Genomic DNA, 20,901 nt, shown 5'->3' with positions numbered 1-20,901 from the left:
TTATGCGGTTGAAGGGGGAGTGAAGATACTGGACAGCTGTTGACAGGATTGAGCGTAATTGCAGCGTTGCGATACATCCTGGCGCAGATAGCTCTCCAATTGCGGATAGTGGGCAATCGCCTGATCGAGCAGCGGGTCACTGCCGGCGGCATAAGCGCCGACCGACAGGAGATCGCGATTGCGCTGATAGCTGGCGAGCCACTGCTTTACCTGCTGAACCTGTTGAAAATGAGGCGTATCCACCAAGGCGGTCATCGCCCGGCTGATGGAGGCCTCAATGTCGATGGCAGGATAATGTCCCGCCTCGGCAAGCTGGCGGGACAGCACCACGTGACCGTCCAAAATGGCCCGGGCGGCGTCGGCGATGGGATCTTGCTGGTCATCGCCCTCCGTCAATACGGTATAAAAAGCGGTGATGGAGCCGCCGCCGTCCGCGCCGTTGCCGGCGCGCTCCACCAGCGCGGGCAATTTGGCGAATACCGACGGCGGATAGCCTTTGGTGGCCGGCGGCTCGCCGATGGCCAGGCCGATTTCGCGCTGGGCCATCGCATAGCGTGTCAAGGAATCCATAATGAGCAGCACATGCTTGCCGCGATCGCGAAAATCCTCGGCGATGCGCGTGGCATAAGCGGCGCCCTGCATACGCAGCATCGGCGACACATCCGCCGGCGCGGCAATAATGACCGCGCGGGCGATCCCCTCCTCGCCGAGAATATTTTCGATAAAGTCCTTCACCTCGCGTCCGCGCTCGCCGATCAGGCCGACGACGATGACATCGGCCTGGGTATAGCGCGTCATCATGCCGAGCAGCATGCTTTTGCCCACGCCGGAGCCGGCGAATAGGCCCATACGCTGCCCGCGGCCTACCGTCAGCAGGCCATTAATGGCGCGCACTCCCACATCGAGCACCTCGGTGATCGGGCTGCGCGATAAGGGATTAAGCGGCGGGCTGTGGAGTGAGGCGCGATAACCGGTTTCCGGCGGCGGTAAATTGTCCAGCGGCAGCCCGCCGCCGCAGAGGACACGGCCCAGCAGCGCCGGGCCCAGGGGAAGCAAGCGGGCGGGAACGTTGCCGTTGACCAAACCCGGCGCATACACGCGGGCGCCGGGCAGAATGCCCTCCATATTCTCCAGCGGCATCAAAAACAACTGCCGGCCTTTGAACCCGACGACCTCACATTCGACCTGACTTACCGCCTTGCCGGTATAGCGTTCGATAAGGCAAGTGGCGCCGAGGGGCAATTGCAGCCCCACCGCCTCCATCACCATGCCTGTCGCCCGCGTTAGCCGCCCGTAGTGACGGCAGTCCGGCAGGGTGGTGATCATCCGTTCCTGACGCGCCATCGCGTTAATCCAGCGTTCCAGCTGCACGGTCATGCGACAAGCCCTCCTTGAGCATCTGGCACAGCTGCTGCCAGCGGGTTTCCAGGGTGGCGTCCACTTCGCCGTCCTCGGCGACAATCCGGCAGCCGCCGCGCAGCAGCTGCCCATCGGCCAGCAGCCGCCAGCCCTGGCTTTCCAAGGTGCTGCCTAAATGACTCTGTAGCGATGGCAGATCGTCGGGATGGACATAAAGCCGCAGGCAACCGTCGAACAGAGGCCGATCGTGCAGCAGTTGTTGGATAGTACTCAGCACCACGCGGCTATCGCACACCGGCGACTGGCCGAGGATTTTGCTGGCCGCCGTCAGCGCAATTTGCATCAGCCGCGCCGGCATCACCGCATCCACCCCCGCCAGGGTGGCCTTCAGTTCGCTCAGGAAATCCGCCATCTGTGCGGTGATGTGCTCCTGCTCGGTTTGCGCATCCTGTAACCCTTGTTCAAAGCCGTCGCTGCGCCCCTTGTCAAAACCTTGCCGGTAGCCCTGCTGCTCGCCTTCCTGCTGGCCCTGCTTAAACCCGCGCTGTTCCGCCTGGGTGCGCAGGAGCGTCAGCTCCGCCTGCCAGGCTTTTTCATCGTGGTCCGCTGACAGTAGCGGCGCGGGGAGGCTATCGGCGAACGCCAGGGACAAATCCGCCGGTAGCCAGTGTTGCCAGCGCGTTTGTTCGACGTGCTCAGACATAATTTTCCCCGTCCTTATTGATGACTATCTCATCGGCATCGGCCAGACGGCGCACCACGGCCATGATCGCTTTACGCTCGGTTTCCACCCGCGACTCTTTCACCGGCGCGCTGAGGCTAAGGTCGTCGCGCAATATCTCGGCCTGGCGCTGCGACATATTGCCCAAGATCCTATCCACCAGCGACGGCGCACAACCTTTCAGGGCAATGACGAGCATATCGGCGTCGATCTCCTGCAGGATCCGCCGCAGGCTGCGGTCGTCCAGATCCTGTAGATCATCGAACGTAAACATGTGCTCGACGATTCTCTCCGCCAAGCTTTCGTCGAGGGCGCGTACCGCATCGATTGCCGCTTCTTCCTGCCGGCTTTGCATATAATTAAGGATCTCCGCCGCCGGACGAACGCCGCCTTTATTGCCTTGCCGGCCGCGCTGGCCGCGCAGCAAATCATTGAGGGCCAGAGTGAGCTCTTGCAGCGCGGCCGGCTGCAGACCGTCCAGCGTGGCGATACGCACCAGGATGTCGTTGCGCAGCGTCTCCTCGAAACCGGAGAGAATTTCGGCGGCCAGATTGCGCTTGAGCAGTACCAGAATGGCGGCGATCACCTGCGGATGTTCGGCTTGAATAAGCGCCGTCACCGCCTGCGGTTTCATTGCGTTAAGCGCGTCAATTCCTTTGTCATCGTCCGCGCCGGTGATGTGCAGTTCTTCAAGCAGCAGCTGGGCGCGATCCTCCCCCAGCGCGCTGATAAGGGCCGCGCGCAGGTAGTCGTAACAGTCCTTATCCGGGCTTATCATCGTCTCGGCATCGGAATGAAACGCTTCAAGCACGCTCGTCAACTGCTGGCGGGAGTAAATCCCCAGCGAGGCTATGGTTTTACCTATTGCTTCCACTTCCTGCTTACGCAGATGTTTAAAGACGGCAGCGGCGGTCTCTTCCCCCAGCGTCAGCATGACGATGGCGCTCTTTTCGATGGCATTCATGATGGTTGTTGCTCGCGGGTTATCCATTGACGCAGTATCCGCGCCACCATCTGTGGCCGGGCGGCGGCGATATCACGCAACTGCTGGATACTGTCCTCCATTGCCTGGCGGGCTTTTTCGCGCGTCTCCTTCTCCAGCTCGCTGCGCGAAACGGGGCGTGGCTCATCCCGCGGCAGGTTGGCTTCGTACTGCGCCCGGATGCGCTCGCGCTCGATCTCCTGCTGCCGCTGCCAGAGCGGACGGAAACCTTTACGCCACGCCAGCCAGAACAGCAGCGCCACCAGCGCATAGCGCATCGTGCTGAACGCCATAGCCTGTAGGCCGGGATCCTGCCAGAACGGCAGCGACGGCGGCATGTCCTGATTGGCGACAAAGCGGGTATTGACGATGTTGAGCGTATCGCCGCGTTCGCTTGAAAAGCCCATGGCTTCGCGCACCAGCGCGGTCACATCCTGCATTTCCTGCGGCGTCAACCGTACGGGCTTGCCGGCGCTGTCCTTACGGTCGTTAACCACCACCGCCACCGACAGGCGTTTAAGCACGCCGGGACGAAAACGGCTGTGGGTCAGCGTGCGATCGACTTCGTAATTGATGGTTTTTTCGTTTTGGCTGCTGCGCGGCGGCTGCGCGATGGCGGCGGGCGCCGGGGCACCGTCCTTGGCGGCGGGCTTTTTGCCGGCGGCGGGGTTGGCGGGGGATTCAATCGGCGCCGTGGCCGGCGGAGTGGGCTGATTGCTAAGCGCCCCCGGTACACCGCCAGGCGCCTGAATACCGATCTGATCGCTGGCGTTTAACTGTTGGCTGCGGATTGCCATCTCCTCCGGGCGTCCGTTGGGTTTATGCTGCTCCGCCGTTTGCTCCACCGCGGTAAAGTCCAACTGGGCGGTCACCTCCGCGCGCACGTTGGCCGCGCCTATCACCGGCGCAAGTATCGCGCTGATGCGCCGCTGATAATCGCCCTCCACTTCACGGGTATAGGCAAGCTGGGTCGTGCTGAGGTTAAGCTCATCATTGCCCGGTTGAGCAAGTAATTGGCCCTGGCTGTCTACCAGGGTAATATTTCCGGCGGGTAAATCGGGCACGGTGCCGGATATCAACCAGGTAATGGCCTGAATTTGACCGGCGTCCAGCGCGCGCCCGGGATACAACGCCAACGTCACCGAGGCGGTGGCCGGCTTGTGTTCGCGCACAAACAGCGAGGGTTTCGGCATCGCAATATGAACCCTGGCCGATTTCACCGGATTTAGCGTTTCAATGGTGCGGGCGATTTCGCCTTCCAGCGCCCGCTGATAATTGATCTGCTCGCTGAATTGGCTCATACCGAATTTCTCGCGATCCAGCAGTTCAAATCCCAGCGCGCCGCCCTTCGGCAACCCCTTTTGCGCCAGCAGCAACCGGGTTTCGTGGACCCGGTCGCTCGGCACCATAATGGCGCCGCTGTTGCCGGCAAAACGGTAGGGGATATTCATCGTGGTCAGTTCCGCGACCACGGCGCCGCCGTCCTGGTCGCTGATATTGCTATACAAAATGCGATAATCCGGCGTTCTGGCCCACAACAGCAGGACAATAGCCAGCGCAATCCCCGCGGCGCCGGCCGCTAATAGCGTATATTTCGGATGGTCGCGAAAACGCGCTATTAGGTTGGTCAGGCTTATTGCCGATTTAGCATTGATATCCATGGCCGAGGCATTCATGCAGGATCCCTGAAGCAGAATTAAAAACAAAGAATCATGATGGTAGGGTGAGGAAATAAAATGCTTATTACTAGGGAATAGCTTTCCATAGCCCAACGACGTAATTTCCCAATCGGTGACAATCTTGGCACAGGGCGACCCGCCTGATAGGCAAATAAGCATGCGCTTTTATTCTTAATTTCGCCATTCAACGCGGCCTTGCCGTGCTAATGTCGCTGAAGTGAGGTATTTGAGGAGGTTATATGACAACCCAGGCCATCCATTCCGTTTTGGCCATGATGAAGGTGACGGCACAACAGGCGGCGGGCACCACAATAACGCTCTCCGCACCGGCGGTAGCCGGTGCGGGCTTTATTAGTGAATTGAATAGCAGTATCAAACAGATTAACGGCATGCAAATAAATGCCCGGCGCAAGGCGGAGAAATTTGAATTAGGCGTGCCGGGAATCGCTTTGAATGATGTTATGGTGGAAATGGGCTTTGTTGAATAAATCGAACTTTTAGGTTGACTGGCAGCTCTGATCACTACATTCGTTTCAACATCAGGTCCCCATGGCAAAGCAAAAGTTTAAAATCACCAATTGGCCCGCATACAACAATGCGCTCAGGCAGCGGGGGGACATGACAGTATGGCTTGATGAGTCTGCCATTGCTGCATGGACTGAGAGTACACCACCTGAACATCGTGGCCGGCCGCTTCATTACACCGATATGGCCATTACCACGGTTCTGATGATAAAGCGCGTGTTTAACCTTTCGCTCCGGGCGTTACAGGGTTTCGTTGACGCGATTTTTAAACTGATGGGGCTGTCGCTGCGCTGCCCAGATTACTCTCTGGTCAGCCGACGAGCAAAAACCGTCGACATCAGCATAAAAACGCCAACCCGCGGCGAAATCTCACACCTGGTCATCGATGGCACCGGCCTGAAAGTCTTCGGCGAAGGCGAATGGAAAGTCAGGCAGCATGGGGCTGAGAGGCGCAGAGTATGGCGCAAGCTTCATCTGGCAGTAGATAGCGCGACACATGAAATTATCTGTGCCGATTTATCGCTAAGTGGTACGACAGATGCGCAGGCGCTGCCCGGGCTGATTAACCAAACCCACCGGAAAATCAGGGAAGCGTCGGCTGACAGTGCTTACGATACGCGTTACTGTCATGATGCTCTGCTGAGGAAAAAAATAAAGCCGCTTATCCCACCGCGAAGTGGTGCGCAATATTGGCCAGCTCGATACCATGAGCGTAACCATGCGGTGGCAAATCAGCATCTGAGCGGCAATAACGATACCTGGAAAAAGAAAGTAGGTTATCACCGGCGTTCACTGGCTGAAACGGCCATGTTCCGGTTTAAAACACTTTTGGGTGGTCATCTGAGTCTGCATGACTATGACGCGCAGGTAGGTGAGGCAATGGCAATGGTTAAAGCACTTAACCGGATCACACTGTTAGGAATGCCAAACAGCGTCCGCATCATGTAACAATCGCCCTGATAGGGAGGAAGTCGTCACAAATTTCGGATTTATTCAACAAAGCGGTGGAAATGCAGAAGGCGTCGCTGGCGCTGCATTTGGGAATTCAGGTCAATAATAAATTGATCAATGCCTATCAGGAAGTGATGAATATGGCGATCTAGAATTCGGCATCTGGCATCTGGCATCTGGCATCTGGCATTTTGGTTCAAGGCGGTGTCGCGAATAACGCGAAGGTCATGGCCGACGCTAGGGATCATGAATGCGACGGCTAATGCCGGCGTTATGAACTACGCCGACGTTGCGGCGATTCACTCCGTCACGGCCGCCGTCAACGCCAATGCAGAGGTTGCGGAAAATGCGGAGGTCGCCAAGGAGGGGAGTATTACCCGCTGTGTTGAATAAATCCGAAATTTGTGACGACTTCCTCCCTATCAGAGCGATTGTTACATGATGCGGACGCTGTTTGGCATTCCTAACAGCGTGATCCGGTTAAGCGCTTTGACCATTGCCATAGCCTCACCTACCTGCGCGTCATAGTCATGCAGACTCAGATGACCACCCAGAAGTGTTTTAAACCGGAACATGGCCGTTTCAGCCAGTGAACGCCGGTGATAACCTACTTTCTTTTTCCAGGTATCGTTATTGCCGCTCAGATGCTGATTTGCCACCGCATGGTTACGCTCATGGTATCGAGCTGGCCAATATTGCGCACCACTTCGCGGTGGGATAAGAGGCTTTATTTTTTTCCTCAGCAGAGCATCATGACAGTAACGCGTATCGTAAGCACTGTCAGCCGACGCTTCCCTGATTTTCCGGTGGGTTTGGTTAATCAGCCCGGGCAGCGCCTGCGCATCTGTCGTACCGCTTAGCGATAAATCGGCACAGATAATTTCATGTGTCACGCTATCTACTGCCAGATGAAGCTTGCGCCATACTCTGCGCCTCTCAGCCCCATGCTGCCTGACTTTCCATTCGCCTTCGCCGAAGACTTTCAGGCCGGTGCCATCGATGACCAGGTGTGAGATTTCGCCGCGGGTTGGCGTTTTTATGCTGATGTCGACGGTTTTTGCTCGCCGGCTGACCAGAGAGTAATCTGGGCAGCGCAGCGACAGCCCCATCAGTTTAAAAATCGAGTCAACGAAACCCTGTAACGCCCGGAGCGAAAGGTTAAACACGCGCTTTATCATCAGAACCGTGGTAATGGCCATATCGGTGTAGTGAAGCGGCCGGCCACGATGTTCAGGTGGTGTACTCTCAGTCCATGCAGCAATGGCTGACTCATCAAGCCATACTGTCAGGTCCCCCCGCTGCCTGAGCGCATTGTTATATGCGGGCCAGTTGGTAATTTTAAACTTTTGCTTTGCCATGGGGACCTGATGTTGAAACGAATGTAGTGATCAGAGCCGCCAGTCACCTAAAAGTTCGATTTATTCAACAAAGCCCCCGTAACACCAAACGCAGCGTGCCGTCATTGTCCACATTTTTCACTTCGGCATGGACGCCGGCCTTCTGGTTGTTGATGGCCTTGGCTATCCCCGCCAGACTGGTTTCTTCTTGCGCGAGGGTAATCACGATATCTTTCATCTCACCGTTTTCGCCTTTTTGGCTGATTGTCAGCGTACGGGTTGGCTTGTTATCGCCCAGCGGCGTATCAATCCCTTTTTTAGTCTGAAAAGACAGGGTATGGTTTTGCGCCAGTTCATTGACCTTGATATCGTGGGTGCCCGCCATGGCGCCTCTGCTGGCTCTGGCGCTAAATGCCTTGTTTTCGCTGATCTTCATGGCGTAAAAGGCATCATTCTTCAGGGCATTGCTTTTCTCCAGCAAGGTTTGCAGACTGGAGCGGATTTTCCTCCAGGCGCTGATTTTCCACTCGATGCTTTTTTGCCGTAACTGTATGGGTCGTAGCATCAATTGAAACTGCTTGGTCTGATTCGCCATCAGCGCATCTCTGATGCCCGAAATTGATATACCCTCCATGCCAACTCTCCTGTTAATCACCGCGTGGATTGTATGCATTGCTATCGGCCGCGAAGAGAGAAAAGTTTAATCGGCGCGGGATGACAAAAGGATAATTGACAAAAAGTCCCCTGTTGTGTGATGCGAAACGATGACCCGTTTCCTAAGTGATAACAGGCGAGATCGCGTTTACGTCGTGAGTAATGACGGGATGAGCGGTGGGCGCGCAGGGTCGCATTGTTGCAGGACATACGTTTAATAAAAATATTAAGCACGTTGATACTCATATATGTTATGCATATATGATAATATCATAAATTACTGTTATGCTTAATTTTATGATCCTCGGTGGGCAGAATTAGATTAAAGCTTTTGAATGGAGTGCCGATAGTTTGTAGGGCCTGCAGGCGTTACTGAGTAATGATCGTCAATGACTTACTTAATCGCATTCAAAAAAGGAATTTATTATGTCACAGGTGATTATCACCAACATCCTCTCTATGGCCGCGCAGAATAACCTTAATAAATCACAGGCTTCTTTGGGTAGTGCGATACAGCGTCTGTCGTCCGGCTGGCGCATTAATAGCGCCAAGGATGACGCGGCCGGCCAAGCGATCGCTAACCGCTTTACCTCATTAATTAACGGACTGACTCAGTCATCGCTCAATGCCAATGACGGTATCTCGGTGGCGCAAACTGCCGAAGGGGCAATTAATGAGATCAATGAAAACCTGCATGCGATCCGTCGCCTGACGGTACAGGTTAAATCCACCGCCATGATCTCCGAAGCCGATAAAAAATCCATCCAAAATGAAATCGGCAAGCGTTTGGATGAGATCGACCGTATTGCCGCACAAACGGAATTTAACGGTGTGCGAATTCTGAGTAAAAACCAAAACTTGTCGATTCAGGTAGGCGCTAACGATGGAGAGACGGTGGATATTGAACTCAAGCAATTGGATACAAAAGAATTAGGTATCGATACTTTCAGCGTGGTGCAGGTTGTAAAATCGTCGGACATTAAGACAGAGCAAACGGACAATGTCGACAACTGGGCCAAGCCAACGATCGAGTTCGCGGGCACTGCCGCGGATAAGATTGACATTGACGGCAAGGTTTACAGAAAGGGTTTGCAATATTACGTAAAAAAATCAGGAACTGAAGAATATTACAAGGCACAAACGGGTAATTCCGGAGCTGGGAACGCAAAGTTAACCTATACCGCTGCCGCCGCAACCAAGGTGGAGGCAGATGCAGCAGAAGGCATGGCGCCTAGTCCTCAAGACGTTAAAACCGGCACTACGTCAGTCACACCGCCGGCGGGTATGACCGTCCATGCCTGCGAGGACAAATCCGTTCAATCAGGCTATGTACTTAAAGGGACGGATAACGGCGAGCCGGTCTACTATAGCGCCAGCATCGATGCCAAGGGTAAAGGTGACCCAGGGAGAGAAAATAGAGGTGAGCGCGGAGGGTAAAGCCGCAACCCACAACCCGCTGGAGAACCTGGACAAGGCCATCGCCAAGGTTGACGAAGTGCGCGGTTCGCTGGGCGCCACCCAAAACCGTTTAAGTTCGGTGATCAATAGCCTAAGCACCACCGTAACGAATCTCAGCCAGTCGCGTTCCAATATTCTGGATGCGGATTTTGCTATCGAAGTTTCCAATATGAACCGCGCCAACATCCTGCAGCAGGCGGGCACCGCGGTATTGGCGCAGGCTAATTCGGTGCCGCAGGGCATCCTTTCACTGCTGCGCTAAAGCGATTTCCGCTTCTGCCTGACCCCGGCTTGCCCGGGGTTTTTTCGCTTTAACGCACCCACGGTGCGGCCCGTCGCGCCGTGGCGAAGACCGCGATATCCGTGGAGCCCGCTGCTGGTTGCACCTGTGCGTCGACAACGTTTCGGCGCGGCAACGCCGCCCTCACTCTCCTGTTAAGCTAGCTCTCCGGCGGTCGTAGCCGGCGCGTTACCCTCGATTATCCCTCCTCTACAGCCAGCAATAGCTACCTTCATCAAACGCAAAGGATACCGGCATACCGACCAGGAGCGTGACCAGGGCGCAACAAGCGCAGAGATTTTAGGGTGATGATGAGGCATTGACGGCGTCAATCAAAGCCATAACCCCAGGCGCTAACGGACCAGGGTGTGATTTGTTGCGGTTCAGCTTATTTATGGTGAAATAAATTAATCGGGGCGATTGATGGTAAGTTGCTTAATACATAGGTAGCAGATAATTTTTAAAGCTTTGCATTCCGCCGCCGATAGAGATTAGGCCAGCAGTAATGTTAATGGTTTTATTGTCACAACGTTACCCACTGCTATTTAAAGGAAACTGCTATGTCCCAGGCGCTTTGTTGAATAAATCCGAAATTTGTGACGACTCCCTCCCTATCAGGGCGATTGTTACATGATGCGGACGCTGTTTGGCATTCCTAACAGTGTGATCCGGTTAAGTGCTTTAACCATTGCCATTGCCTCACCTACCTGCGCGTCATAGTCATGCAGACTCAGATGACCACCCAGAAGTGTTTTAAACCGGAACATGGCCGTTTCAGCCAGTGAACGCCGGTGATAACCTACTTTCTTTTTCCAGGTATCGTTATTGCCGCTCAGATGCTGATTTGCCACCGCATGGTTACGCTCATAGTATCGAGCTGGCCAATATTGCGCACCACTTCGCGGTGGGATAAGCGGCTTTATTTTTTTCCTCAGCAGAGCATCATGACAGTAACGCGTATCGTAAGCACTGTCAGCCGACGCTTCCCTGATTTTCCGGTGGGTTTGGTTAATCAGCCCGGGCAGCGCCTGCGCATCTGTCGTACCGCTTAGCGATAAATCGGCACAGATAATTTCATGTGTCACGCTATCTACTGCCAGATGAAGCTTGCGCCATACTCTGCGCCTCTCAGCCCCATGCTGCCTGACTTTCCATTCGCCTTCGCCGAAGACTTTCAGGCCGGTGCCATCGATGACCAGGTGTGAGATTTCGCCGCGGGTTGGCGTTTTTATGCTGATGTCGACGGTTTTTGCTCGCCGGCTGACCAGAGAGTAATCTGGGCAGCGCAGCGACAGCCCCATCAGTTTAAAAATTGAGTCAACGAAACCCTGTAACGCCCGGAGCGAAAGGTTAAACACGCGCTTTATCATCAGAACCGTGGTAATGGCCATATCGGTGTAGTGAAGCGGCCGGCCACGATGTTCAGGTGGTGTACTCTCAGTCCATGCAGCAATGGCTGACTCATCAAGCCATACTGTCAGGTCCCCCCGCTGCCTGAGCGCATTGTTGTATGCGGGCCAGTTGGTAATTTTAAACTTTTGCTTTGCCATGGGGACCTGATGTTGAAACGAATGTAGTGATCATAGCCGCCAGTCACCTAAAAGTTCGATTTATTCAACAAAGCCTTAAATCACCTGAAACACTCTTAACTTCTGCGCCTACCGAGCCAGGGATAGTGACAGAATCATTGACATTAAAACCTTCCATACCCAGCATTTTCAATGCCCATATCAAACAAATCAATATCAATGGTCTGGCCATCATTGGCGCCGACCTGAATAGCCAGTTTCTGATCTTTACTTAATATTCTTATACCGTTGAATTCCGTTTGTTCAGCAATACGGTCAATTTCCGGCTTTGTTGAATAAATCGAACTTTTAGGTGACTGGCGGCTATGATCACTACATTCGTTTCAACATCAGGTCCCCATGGCAAAGCAAAAGTTTAAAATTACCAATTGGCCCGCATATAACAATGCGCTCAGGCAGCGGGGGGACCTGACAGTATGGCTTGATGAGTCAGCCATTGCTGCATGGACTGAGAGTACACCACCTGAACATCGTGGCCGGCCGCTTCACTACACCGATATGGCCATTACCACGGTTCTGATGATAAAGCGCGTGTTTAACCTTTCGCTCCGGGCGTTACAGGGTTTCGTTGACTCAATTTTGCGACTGATGGGGCTGTCGCTGCGCTGCCCAGATTACTCTCTGGTCAGCCGGCGAGCAAAAACCGTCGACATCAGCATAAAAACGCCAACCCGCGGCGAAATCTCACACCTGGTCATCGATGGCACCGGCCTGAAAATCTTCGGCGAAGGCGAATGGAAAGTCAGGCAGCATGGGGCTGAGAGGCGCAGAGTATGGCGCAAGCTTCATCTGGCAGTAGATAGCGCGACACATGAAATTATCTGTGCCGATTTATCGCTAAGCGGTACGACAGATGCGCAGGCGCTGCCCGGGCTGATTAACCAAACCCACCGGAAAATCAGGGAAGCGTCGGCTGACAGTGCTTACGATACGCGTTACTGTCATGATGCTCTGCTGAGGAAAAAAATAAAGCCGCTTATCCCACCGCGAAGTGGTGCGCAATATTGGCCAGCTCGATACCATGAGCGTAACCATGCGGTGGCAAATCAGCATCTGAGCGGCAATAACGATACCTGGAAAAAGAAAGTAGGTTATCACCGGCGTTCACTGGCTGAAACGGCCATGTTCCGGTTTAAAATACTTCTGGGTGGTCATCTGAGTCTGCATGACTATGACGCGCAGGTAGGTGAGGCTATGGCAATGGTCAAAGCGCTTAACCGGATCACGTTGTTAGGAATGCCAAACAGCGTCCGCATCATGTAACAATCGCCCTGATAGGGAGGAAGTCGTCAAAAATTTCGGATTTATTCAACAAAGCGTTCAATTCCTCCAAACGCTTGCCGATCTCATCCTGGATAGATTTTTTATCGGCGTCGGAGATCGAAGCGGTGGATTTTACCTGCACCGTTAAGCGGCGAATCGCCTGCAGGTTTTCATTGGCTTTGTTGAATAAATCGAACTTTTAGGTGACTGGCGGCTCTGATCACTACATTCGTTTCAACATCAGGTCCCCATGGCAAAGCAAAAGTTTAAAATCACCAACTGGCCCGCATACAACAATGCGCTCAGGCAGCGGGGGGGACATGACAGTATGGCTTGATGAGTCAGCCATTGCTGCATGGACTGAGAGTACACCACCTGAACATCGTGGCCGGCCGCTTCACTACACCGATATGGCCATTACCACGGTTTTGATGATAAAGCGCGTGTTTAACCTTTCGCTCCGGGCGTTACAGGGTTTCGTTGACGCGATTTTTAAACTGATGGGGCTGTCGCTGCGCTGCCCAGATTACTCTCTGGTCAGCCGGCGAGCAAAAACCGTCGACATCAGCATAAAAACGCCAACCCGCGGCGAAATCTCACACCTGGTCATCGATGGCACCGGCCTGAAAATCTTCGGCGAAGGCGAATAGAAAGTCAGGCAGCATGGGGCTGAGAGGCGCAGAGTATGGCGCAAGCTTCATCTGGCAGTAGATAGCGCGACACATGAAATTATCTGTGCCGATTTATCGCTAAGCGGTACGACAGATGCGCAGGCGCTGCCCGGGCTGATTAACCAAACCCACCGGAAAATCAGGAAAGCGTCAGCTGACAGTGCTTACGATACGCGTTACTGTCATGATGCTCTGCTGAGGAAAAAAATAAAGCCGCTTATCCCACCGCGAAGTGGTGCGCAATATTGGCCAGCTCGATACCATGAGCGTAACCATGCGGTGGCAAATCAGCATCTGAGCGGCAATAACGATACTTGGAAAAAGAAAGTAGGTTATCACCGGCGTTCACTGGCTGAAACGGCCATGTTCCGGTTTAAAACACTTCTGGGTGGTCATCTGAGTCTGCATGACTATGACGCGCAGGTAGGTGAGGCTATGGCAATGGTCAAAGCGCTTAACCGGATCACGCTGTTAGGAATGCCAAACAGCGTCCGCATCATGTAACAATCGCCCTGATAGGGAGGAAGTCGTCACAAATTTCGGATTTATTCAACAAAGCGGTTTTCATTCACTTCATTAATGGCCCCTTCCGCGGTCTGCGCCACGGCAATACCGTCATTGGCGTTGCGCGATGCCTGGGTTAAACCGTTAATTAGCGAGGTAAAACGGTTGCTGATGGCCTGACCGGCGGCATCGTCCTTGGCGCTATTAATACGCAGCCCGGACGACAGCCGCTGAATGGCGGTGCTCAGCGAGTTTTGTGACTTATTCAGATTATTTTGCGCGGTGATAGAAAGAATATTGGTGTTAATTACCTGGGACAGGCTTTGTTGAATAAATCGAACTTTTAGGTGACTGGCGGCTCTGATCGACCCTGTACACGATTCTGTGTAAATGCCTTTTCTCAGAAGTGACCGTCCAGGCGGTCACCGAACTCGATAATAAAGCGGCTCATTGCCATGCGCCAGTCCCTCAAAGGCATTGTCCATTTCTGTGAGGCCGCCTGTATCGCCAGCCACACCACCTTTTTCACTGCGTCGTCGGTCGGGAACACCTTGCGCTTTTTGATGGCATGCCGGATCACGCTGTTTAACGACTCGATGGCGTTGGTCGTGTAGATCACCTTGCGGATGTCCGTTGGGTAGGCAAAGAACGTGGCCAGATTGGCCCAGTTTGCCTGCCAGCTTCGACTTATTTGCGGGTAGCGGATGTCCCAGGCACTGGAGAACGCTTCCAGCGCCTGCAAGCCGGCTTCTTCCGTAGGGGCCTGATAGATAGCTTTCAGGTCGCGGGTGACGACCTTGTAGTCCTTCCAGGAGACGAACCGCAGGCTATTGCGCACCATATGTACGATACACAGCTGGAGTCGCGCCTCCGGATACACCGCGTTAATAGCGTCAGGGAAACCTTTCAGCCCGTCTACGCAGGCGATAAGGATATCGTTCAGGCCGCGGTTTTTCAGCTCTGTCAGCACGTTCAGCCAGAACTTTGCGCCTTCATTTTCGGCCAGCCACATACCTAGCAACTCTTTCTGGCCTTCGATGATGATGCCCAGAGCCAGGAACACAGATTTGTTGATGATGCGGCTGTCCTGCCGGACTTTTAGAACGATACAGTCAAGATAAACAATGGGATAGACTGCATCCAGAGGCCGGTTTTGCCATTCGACAACCTGCTCCATGACCGCATCGGTGACCTTTGAGACCAGCGCCGGCGAGACATCGGCGTCATACAGCTCTTTGAACGCGGCGGCGATCTCGCGGGTGGTCATCCCTTTGGCGTACAACGATAAAATCTGGTTATCCATCCCGGTAATCCGGGTCTGGTTCTTCTTCACCAGTTGCGGTTCAAAGGAACCGTCACGATCGCGCGGAGTACGCAGCGCCAGCGGGCCATCGCCAGTGGTAACGGTTTTTGTGGAATAGCCGTTGCGGGCGTTGGTCCCCGGTTTAGGCTGATTTTTATCGTAGCCAAGGTGATGGGTCATTTCGGCATTGAGAGCTGCTTCGACGCTAATTTTTTTCAGCAGCCGATCGAAGTGACTGAGATCTTCAGGGGTTTTGAGATTTTTGGCCAGTTCGTTAGCCAGAGCCTGCAACTGTTTTTCGTCCATAAATTAACCTGTTTTTGATGTTGGATTGAACATATCAAAATCAGGCAAATACACAAATTTCTAAACAGGCTCTCTTTTTACGTTATGGCATTGCTTATTATTGCGCGCAATGGCTACTGCTCATGGCGTACCGCAAACGTATTATCCCCCTTACCCGAAAAATACCTTTAATACTAATCAATCATCTGATGCCTCTATATTACGTCCCGTATGCTCAAACTGTCATCGACCCACCGATCCCTTCTCTGTCGGCAGCGCAGCGAAGGCGCGCAATAGATGACGCGCCTATCGGCCTTATCCCGCTTGACCCCTCTATCACCCTCATCTCAGCAGCGGTAACCTTGTTTATCCCCTCATCGCCACCGCGCTCGCCAAGGGGGGTGACCGCCATGTCTCTACGTCTCTCTCTTCTCGTATCGGTGGAACTCTCTTGCCATAAAGCGCTACTTTGGGTCCTTGTTCTGTCTGGCCGTCGTCGACTAAATGAAAAATTTTCATTTATGAATAACCTGATTTAAATCAGGGAATAACAGGGTAAAATGCGCTGCTCGCGCTGGAGGGCATAACGAAAATAGTTGTTATGCTTACACTAACTGTGATAACTCTGTAGGCATTCATTCGATGTCAAACATAATGAAAACCTATTTATGAAAGCCGTTGTTCAAGTGATTAGCCTAGTCGTGATTAGCGTGGTGGTGATTATTATCCCACCGTGCGGGGCTGCACTTGGACGAAGAAAAGCTTACTAAACAAGCTTAAATCTCAAGAAAACCCCCGCACCAACTGGTCGGGGTTTTTTTTTGGTATCAATCAAGCGACAAGAGAACACTAAATGAAAATTAGAATATTGTTCTGTCCCTGCGGCGTGAAGGCGGGGAACTAACCATGAACGGAGCTCAATGGGTAGTACAGGCGCTGCGGGCACAGGGTGTGGACATGGTTTTCGGCTATCCCAGCGGCGCTATCATGCCGGTGTACGACGCGCTCTACGACGGCGGGGTGGAGCATCTGCTATGCCGTCATGAGCAGGGCGCGGCCATCGCAGCAATCGGCTACGCACGGGCTACTGGCAAAGTGGGGGTGTGTATCGCGACCTCCGGTCCTGGCGCCACCAATCTTATCACCGGTCTGGCCGATGCCCTATTGGACTCGGTGCCGGTCGTGGCGATTACCGGACAGGTTGGATCGGCGTTTATCGGCACCGACGCCTTTCAAGAGATCGATGTATTGGGCCTGTCGCTGGCCTGTACTAAACACAGCTTTCTGGTGGAATCGCTGGACGCGCTGCCGGGCATCATCACCGAAGCGTTCGCCATCGCCACCAGCGGACGTCCCGGCCCGGTCCTGATTGATATTCCCAAGGATATTCAGCTGGCCGACGGCGACCTGACGCCGCATTTGTTGAGCCTCGACGATCAGGCCGGCAGCATCCAGGGCGACCTGGAGGGCGACGATGCCTGTTATTTGGGCATGCTGGGTATGCACGGTAACCAGGCCGCCAATCTGGCGGTGCAGGCGTGCGATCTGCTGATCGCGGTTGGGGCGCGTTTTGACGATCGGGTGACCGGCCGGCTGAACGCTTTCGCCCCCCAGGCCAAAGTGATCCATCTGGATATTGATCCTGCCGAATTGGGCAAGCTGCGTCAGGCGCATATTGCGCTGCTGGGAGACCTGAATCATCTGTTGCCGGCGCTGGCGCAGCCGATGTCCATCGACGCCTGGCGGGTTGAAACCCAGGTGCTGAAGGCGGAGTACCACTGGCGCTATGATCACCCCGGCGAGGGGATTTACGCGCCGGCCCTGCTGCGGGCCATCAGCGATCGTGCCCCCGATGACGCCATCGTGACCACCGATGTAGGGCAACATCAGATGTGGGCCGCCCAGCATATGCGTTTCAGCCGGCCGAAGAATTTCATTACCTCCAGCGGGCTGGGTATGATGGGCTTCGGCATTCCCGCCGCGATTGGCGCGCAGATTGCCCGGCCGCAGGATACCGTCATCTGCGTCTCCGGCGACGGCTCCTTCATGATGAATGTGCAGGAGCTGACCACCATTAAGCGAAAACGGTTGCCGCTGAAAATCGTGCTGCTGGATAACCAGCGTTTAGGCATGGTCCGTCAATGGCAGCAGTTATTTTTTGATAAACGTTATAGCGAAACCACCCTGACCGATAACCCCGATTTTCTCACGCTGGCCAGTGCCTTCGACATTCCCGGCCTGCACATCACCCGTAAAGACCACATCCCGCAGGCGCTGGAAACCCTGTTTACCCAACCGGGGCCGTTCCTGCTGCATGTCTCTATCGATGAGCTTGAGAATGTCTGGCCGCTGGTGCCGCCGGGCGCCGGTAATGAAACCATGCTGGAGAAATCATCATGATGCAACATTCCCTTTCCATTCAGGCGCACTTTCGCCCGGAAGTCGTGGAGCGTATTTTACGGGTGGTCCGCCACCGCGGTTTTGAGCTGTGCGCATTAAATATGACGCCGCGCACCGAGGCTGAAGGTATAAATATTCACTTGACCTTTGCCAGCAAGCGGTCCGTGGACTTATTGTCTGCACAATTGAGCAAACTAATGGATGTCGCCTGTGTCGAGATCCAGCAATTAACATCACAACAAATACGTGCCTAAGGCCGGGTAAGGAAAGAAAAAAATGACAACGAAGAAAGCTGATTTCATTTGGTTTAACGGTGAAATGGTTCCGTGGGCAGAAGCCAAAGTCCATGTAATGTCGCATGCGCTGCATTACGGGTCATCAGTCTTTGAAGGTGTACGTTGTTACGATTCGCATAAAGGCCCGGTGGTATTCCGTCATCGTGAACACATGCAGCGACTGCATAATTCGGCCAAAATCTATCGCATGCCGGTGACACAAAGCGTGGATGAGCTGATGGCGGCCACGCGCGCCGTTATACTGAAAAATAAATTGGTCAGCGCCTATATCCGGCCGCTGGTGTTTGTCGGCGATGTCGGCGATGTCGGCATGGGCGTGAATCCGCCGGCGGGCTACACCACCGACGTGATTATCGCCGCCTTCCCCTGGGGAGCCTATCTGGGGGAAGAGGCCCTGGATCAGGGAATTGACGCGATGGTGTCTTCCTGGAATCGCGCGGCGGCTAATACCATCCCGACCGCGGCTAAAGCCGGCGGCAATTACCTGTCCTCCATGCTGGTGGGCAGCGAAGCCCGCCGCCATGGTTATCAAGAGGGCATCGCCCTTGACGTGCACGGTTATGTTTCCGAGGGTGCCGGCGAGAACCTGTTTGAAGTGAAGGACGGTATTTTGTTTACGCCGCCGTTCACCTCTTCCGCGCTGCCCGGCATCACGCGCGACGCTATTATCAAGCTGGCCGTCACGGCCGGACTGGAAGTGCGGGAACAGGTCTTGTCCCGCGAATCGCTCTATCTGGCCGATGAGGTCTTCATGTCCGGTACCGCCGCCGAGATAACCCCGGTGCGTAGCGTTGACGGCATCAAGGTCGGTATCGGCAAATGCGGTCCGGTCACCAAGCAGTTGCAGCAGGCGTTCTTCGGGCTGTTTACCGGCGAGACTGAAGATAAATGGGGCTGGCTGGATTCGGTCAATCAATAACGATAACGCTTTCGCGCCGGGGCGCTACGGCCGCCCTGGCCATCTGAATAACTGGAGTTATGAGCATGCCTAAGTACCGTTCCGCTACCACCACGCACGGCCGTAATATGGCCGGCGCACGCGCCCTCTGGCGCGCCACGGGGATGACCGACGACGATTTCGGCAAACCGATTATCGCCGTGGTCAACTCCTTTACCCAGTTTGTGCCGGGCCACGTGCATCTGCGCGATCTGGGTAAGCTGGTCGCCGAACAAATCGAAGCGTCCGGCGGGGTAGCGAAAGAGTTTAATACCATCGCGGTGGACGACGGCATCGCGATGGGGCACGGCGGTATGCTGTACTCTCTGCCGTCGCGCGAGCTTATCGCCGATTCGGTGGAATACATGGTGAATGCCCACTGCGCCGACGCTATGGTGTGCATTTCCAACTGCGATAAAATCACCCCCGGGATGCTGATGGCGTCGCTGCGCTTGAACATACCGGTCATTTTTGTCTCCGGCGGCCCGATGGAAGCCGGTAAAACCAAACTGTCGGATAAAATCATCAAGCTGGACCTGATAGGCGCCATGATTCAGGGCGCCAATCCCCACGTCTCGGATGAAGACAGTAACCAGATCGAACGTTCCGCCTGCCCGACCTGCGGATCCTGCTCCGGCATGTTTACCGCCAACTCGATGAACTGCCTGACCGAGGCGCTTGGCCTTTCCCAGCCGGGCAACGGTTCGCTGCTGGCGACCCACGCCGATCGCAAGCACCTGTTCTTGAACGCCGGCGAGCGTATCGTCGGGTTAGCCAAACGTTACTATGAGCAGGATGATACCAGCGCGCTGCCGCGCAGTATCGCCAGAAAAGCCGCGTTTGAAAACGCCATGACCCTGGATATCGCCATGGGCGGCTCGACCAATACCGTGCTCCATCTGCTGGCCGCGGCGCAGGAAGGCGAAGTGGACTTTACCATGGCCGATATCGATCGCCTGTCGCGGAAGGTGCCGCATTTATGTAAGGTCGCGCCCAGCACGCAAAAATACCACATGGAAGACGTACACCGCGCCGGCGGCGTCATCGGCATTCTGGGCGAGCTGGATCGCAGCGGCCTGCTTAATCGCGACGTACGCAACGTGCTCGGGCTGTCGCTGCCGGAAACGCTGGCGCGCTACGATATCATGGTGACCGACGACGCGGCGGTAAAAAGCATGTACGCCGCGGGGCCGGCGGGTATTCGCACCACTCAGGTGTTTTCCCAGGAGTGTCGCTGGCCGTCGCTGGATGACGATCGTCAAGAAGGCTGCATTCGCGCCCGTGAATTCGCCTATAGCCAGGACGGGGGATTGACGGTGCTCTACGGCAACATTGCCGAAGACGGCTGCATCGTGAAAACCGCCGGCGTCGACAAAGGCAGCCTGGTGTTCCGCGGGCCGGCCAAGGTGTATGGAAGTCAAGAAGCCGCGTCCGAGGCCATTCTCGGCGGTAAAGTGGTGGCCGGCGATGTCGTGGTGATCCGCTACGAAGGTCCGAAAGGCGGACCGGGAATGCAGGAAATGCTCTATCCCACCACCTTCCTTAAGTCCATGGGGCTGGGTAAAAGCTGCGCGCTGATTACCGATGGCCGCTTTTCCGGCGTAACCTCGGGATTGTCTATCGGCCATGTGTCGCCGGAAGCCGCCAGCGGCGGCCTGATCGGGCTGGTGCGCGACGGGGATATTATCGATATCAATACCGCCGATA

19 protein-coding genes and 3 pseudogenes are annotated in these 20,901 nt (G+C 54.8%); 13 read left to right on the top strand and 9 right to left on the bottom strand.

Features of this window, described 5'->3' with window-relative positions; translation table 11 throughout:
- The 4 genes from fliI to fliF are packed head-to-tail and all read right to left on the bottom strand — an operon-like array spanning nt 1 to nt 4,738.
- Nucleotides 1-1,377, bottom strand: coding sequence for a flagellar protein export ATPase FliI (gene fliI / locus SOPEG_RS02090; RefSeq protein WP_025244134.1), 1,377 nt, complete (start codon nt 1,375-1,377; stop codon nt 1-3).
- Complete coding sequence (gene fliH / locus SOPEG_RS02085; RefSeq protein ID WP_025244133.1) at nt 1,349-2,062, bottom strand: flagellar assembly protein FliH; 714 nt, start codon at nt 2,060-2,062, stop codon at nt 1,349-1,351. The genes fliI and fliH overlap by 29 nt, the downstream gene beginning before the upstream one ends.
- The gene (gene fliG / locus SOPEG_RS02080; RefSeq protein WP_025244132.1) at nt 2,055-3,044 is read right to left on the bottom strand and encodes a flagellar motor switch protein FliG; all 990 of its coding nucleotides are present in this window, start codon (nt 3,042-3,044) and stop codon (nt 2,055-2,057) included. Before fliG ends, fliH begins: the two co-directional genes overlap by 8 nt.
- Complete coding sequence (gene fliF / locus SOPEG_RS02075; protein ID WP_025244131.1) at nt 3,041-4,738, bottom strand: flagellar basal-body MS-ring/collar protein FliF; 1,698 nt, start codon at nt 4,736-4,738, stop codon at nt 3,041-3,043. The genes fliG and fliF overlap by 4 nt, the downstream gene beginning before the upstream one ends.
- 242 nt (nt 4,739-4,980) lie before the next feature.
- Here fliF and SOPEG_RS02070 point away from each other — a divergent pair, with 242 nt between their 5' ends.
- The 3 genes from SOPEG_RS02070 (at nt 4,981) to fliE (ending at nt 6,369) form a co-directional block, all read left to right on the top strand.
- Nucleotides 4,981-5,229 (top strand): flagellar hook-basal body complex protein FliE, encoded by a 249-nt coding sequence (locus SOPEG_RS02070; protein ID WP_025244130.1) that lies wholly within the window; start codon nt 4,981-4,983, stop codon nt 5,227-5,229.
- 61 nt (nt 5,230-5,290) lie between these two features.
- Complete coding sequence (locus SOPEG_RS02065; RefSeq protein ID WP_025244129.1) at nt 5,291-6,214, top strand: IS5-like element ISSoEn1 family transposase; 924 nt, start codon at nt 5,291-5,293, stop codon at nt 6,212-6,214.
- 2 nt (nt 6,215-6,216) lie between these two features.
- The gene (gene fliE / locus SOPEG_RS23840) at nt 6,217-6,369 is read left to right on the top strand and encodes a flagellar hook-basal body complex protein FliE (protein ID WP_335334087.1); all 153 of its coding nucleotides are present in this window, start codon (nt 6,217-6,219) and stop codon (nt 6,367-6,369) included.
- A 282-nt stretch (nt 6,370-6,651) separates the two neighbouring features.
- On the opposite strand, the gene SOPEG_RS02055 is transcribed toward fliE, so the two are convergent.
- Both SOPEG_RS02055 and SOPEG_RS02050 read right to left on the bottom strand, forming a co-directional pair.
- Nucleotides 6,652-7,575 carry an IS5-like element ISSoEn1 family transposase gene (locus tag SOPEG_RS02055; RefSeq protein WP_025243865.1) on the bottom strand — a complete coding sequence of 308 codons (924 nt, stop codon included), beginning with the start codon at nt 7,573-7,575 and terminating at the stop codon, nt 6,652-6,654.
- 64 nt (nt 7,576-7,639) lie between these two features.
- Nucleotides 7,640-8,188: a flagellar cap protein FliD N-terminal domain-containing protein gene (locus SOPEG_RS02050; RefSeq protein WP_025244128.1), complete on the bottom strand. Its 549-nt coding sequence runs from the start codon at nt 8,186-8,188 to the stop codon at nt 7,640-7,642.
- A gap of 446 nt (nt 8,189-8,634) precedes the next feature.
- On the opposite strand from SOPEG_RS02050, the gene SOPEG_RS02045 reads away from it, so the two are divergent.
- A complete protein-coding gene (locus tag SOPEG_RS02045; RefSeq protein ID WP_081742902.1) occupies nt 8,635-9,645 on the top strand; it encodes a flagellin N-terminal helical domain-containing protein in 1,011 nt (336 codons plus the stop codon).
- Nucleotides 9,629-9,928, top strand: a complete 300-nt coding sequence (locus SOPEG_RS28590) for a flagellin (protein ID WP_335334068.1) — start codon at nt 9,629-9,631, stop codon at nt 9,926-9,928. The genes SOPEG_RS02045 and SOPEG_RS28590 overlap by 17 nt, the downstream gene beginning before the upstream one ends.
- 644 nt (nt 9,929-10,572) lie before the next feature.
- On the opposite strand, the gene SOPEG_RS02040 is transcribed toward SOPEG_RS28590, so the two are convergent.
- A complete protein-coding gene (locus tag SOPEG_RS02040) occupies nt 10,573-11,496 on the bottom strand; it encodes an IS5-like element ISSoEn1 family transposase (RefSeq protein WP_025243942.1) in 924 nt (307 codons plus the stop codon).
- 26 nt (nt 11,497-11,522) lie between these two features.
- Here SOPEG_RS02040 and SOPEG_RS30715 point away from each other — a divergent pair, with 26 nt between their 5' ends.
- The 3 genes and pseudogenes from SOPEG_RS30715 to SOPEG_RS22410 all read left to right on the top strand — a co-directional run bounded on the left by SOPEG_RS30715 (nt 11,523) and on the right by SOPEG_RS22410 (nt 13,973).
- The gene (locus SOPEG_RS30715; protein ID WP_158382316.1) at nt 11,523-11,750 is read left to right on the top strand and encodes a hypothetical protein; all 228 of its coding nucleotides are present in this window, start codon (nt 11,523-11,525) and stop codon (nt 11,748-11,750) included.
- A 124-nt stretch (nt 11,751-11,874) separates the two neighbouring features.
- Nucleotides 11,875-12,798, top strand: coding sequence for an IS5-like element ISSoEn1 family transposase (locus SOPEG_RS02035; protein WP_025244127.1), 924 nt, complete (start codon nt 11,875-11,877; stop codon nt 12,796-12,798).
- A gap of 250 nt (nt 12,799-13,048) precedes the next feature.
- Nucleotides 13,049-13,973, top strand: a pseudogene (locus tag SOPEG_RS22410) (IS5-like element ISSoEn1 family transposase).
- Nucleotides 13,974-14,029: 56 nt separating this feature from the next.
- Here the strand turns inward: SOPEG_RS22410 and SOPEG_RS23835 are convergent.
- Together SOPEG_RS23835 and SOPEG_RS02020 are read right to left on the bottom strand one after the other, a co-directional pair.
- Nucleotides 14,030-14,293, bottom strand: a pseudogene (locus SOPEG_RS23835) (flagellin N-terminal helical domain-containing protein); the annotation flags it as partial.
- Nucleotides 14,294-14,373: 80 nt separating this feature from the next.
- A complete protein-coding gene (locus SOPEG_RS02020; protein ID WP_025244125.1) occupies nt 14,374-15,582 on the bottom strand; it encodes an IS256-like element ISSoEn2 family transposase in 1,209 nt (402 codons plus the stop codon).
- A gap of 647 nt (nt 15,583-16,229) precedes the next feature.
- Between SOPEG_RS02020 and ilvL the strand changes: the two genes are divergently transcribed.
- The 5 genes and pseudogenes from ilvL to ilvD all read left to right on the top strand — a co-directional run.
- Nucleotides 16,230-16,331, top strand: a complete 102-nt coding sequence (ilvL, locus tag SOPEG_RS23830; RefSeq protein WP_011412204.1) for an ilv operon leader peptide — start codon at nt 16,230-16,232, stop codon at nt 16,329-16,331.
- A gap of 136 nt (nt 16,332-16,467) precedes the next feature.
- Complete coding sequence (locus SOPEG_RS02015) at nt 16,468-17,961, top strand: acetolactate synthase 2 catalytic subunit (RefSeq protein WP_025244124.1); 1,494 nt, start codon at nt 16,468-16,470, stop codon at nt 17,959-17,961.
- Nucleotides 17,958-18,215, top strand: coding sequence for an acetolactate synthase 2 small subunit (ilvM, locus tag SOPEG_RS02010; RefSeq protein WP_025244123.1), 258 nt, complete (start codon nt 17,958-17,960; stop codon nt 18,213-18,215). The genes SOPEG_RS02015 and ilvM overlap by 4 nt, the downstream gene beginning before the upstream one ends.
- 22 nt (nt 18,216-18,237) lie before the next feature.
- The gene (locus SOPEG_RS02005; protein WP_025244122.1) at nt 18,238-19,176 is read left to right on the top strand and encodes a branched-chain amino acid transaminase; all 939 of its coding nucleotides are present in this window, start codon (nt 18,238-18,240) and stop codon (nt 19,174-19,176) included.
- A 65-nt stretch (nt 19,177-19,241) separates the two neighbouring features.
- Nucleotides 19,242-20,891 (top strand): annotated as a pseudogene (ilvD, locus tag SOPEG_RS28585) (dihydroxy-acid dehydratase); the annotation flags it as partial.
- Between the last annotated feature and the right edge of the window lie 10 nt (nt 20,892-20,901).

It is taken from the genome of Candidatus Sodalis pierantonius str. SOPE, assembly GCF_000517405.1.
Classification (GTDB): Bacteria; Pseudomonadota; Gammaproteobacteria; order Enterobacterales; family Enterobacteriaceae; genus Sodalis_C; species Sodalis_C pierantonii.
The sequence above is the reverse complement of the archived record's forward strand: the minus strand, read 5'-3'. Positions and strand labels throughout refer to the sequence as shown.

Coding starts and splice junctions, on each gene's coding strand:
- SOPEG_RS02045 (WP_081742902.1), top strand. CDS start 8,635: ATGTCACAGGTGATTATCACCAACATCCTCTCTATGGCCGCGCAGAAT.
- SOPEG_RS02055 (WP_025243865.1), bottom strand. CDS start 7,575: ATGGCAAAGCAAAAGTTTAAAATTACCAACTGGCCCGCATATAACAAT.
- fliG (WP_025244132.1), bottom strand. CDS start 3,044: ATGAATGCCATCGAAAAGAGCGCCATCGTCATGCTGACGCTGGGGGAA.
- SOPEG_RS02040 (WP_025243942.1), bottom strand. CDS start 11,496: ATGGCAAAGCAAAAGTTTAAAATTACCAACTGGCCCGCATACAACAAT.
- SOPEG_RS02050 (WP_025244128.1), bottom strand. CDS start 8,188: ATGGAGGGTATATCAATTTCGGGCATCAGAGATGCGCTGATGGCGAAT.
- SOPEG_RS02020 (WP_025244125.1), bottom strand. CDS start 15,582: ATGGACGAAAAACAGTTGCAGGCTCTGGCTAACGAACTGGCCAAAAAT.
- ilvM (WP_025244123.1), top strand. CDS start 17,958: ATGATGCAACATTCCCTTTCCATTCAGGCGCACTTTCGCCCGGAAGTC.
- SOPEG_RS02035 (WP_025244127.1), top strand. CDS start 11,875: ATGGCAAAGCAAAAGTTTAAAATTACCAATTGGCCCGCATATAACAAT.
- SOPEG_RS02015 (WP_025244124.1), top strand. CDS start 16,468: ATGAACGGAGCTCAATGGGTAGTACAGGCGCTGCGGGCACAGGGTGTG.
- ilvL (WP_011412204.1), top strand. CDS start 16,230: ATGAAAGCCGTTGTTCAAGTGATTAGCCTAGTCGTGATTAGCGTGGTG.
- SOPEG_RS02065 (WP_025244129.1), top strand. CDS start 5,291: ATGGCAAAGCAAAAGTTTAAAATCACCAATTGGCCCGCATACAACAAT.
- fliF (WP_025244131.1), bottom strand. CDS start 4,738: ATGAATGCCTCGGCCATGGATATCAATGCTAAATCGGCAATAAGCCTG.
- SOPEG_RS02005 (WP_025244122.1), top strand. CDS start 18,238: ATGACAACGAAGAAAGCTGATTTCATTTGGTTTAACGGTGAAATGGTT.
- fliI (WP_025244134.1), bottom strand. CDS start 1,377: ATGACCGTGCAGCTGGAACGCTGGATTAACGCGATGGCGCGTCAGGAA.
- SOPEG_RS02070 (WP_025244130.1), top strand. CDS start 4,981: ATGACAACCCAGGCCATCCATTCCGTTTTGGCCATGATGAAGGTGACG.
- fliH (WP_025244133.1), bottom strand. CDS start 2,062: ATGTCTGAGCACGTCGAACAAACGCGCTGGCAACACTGGCTACCGGCG.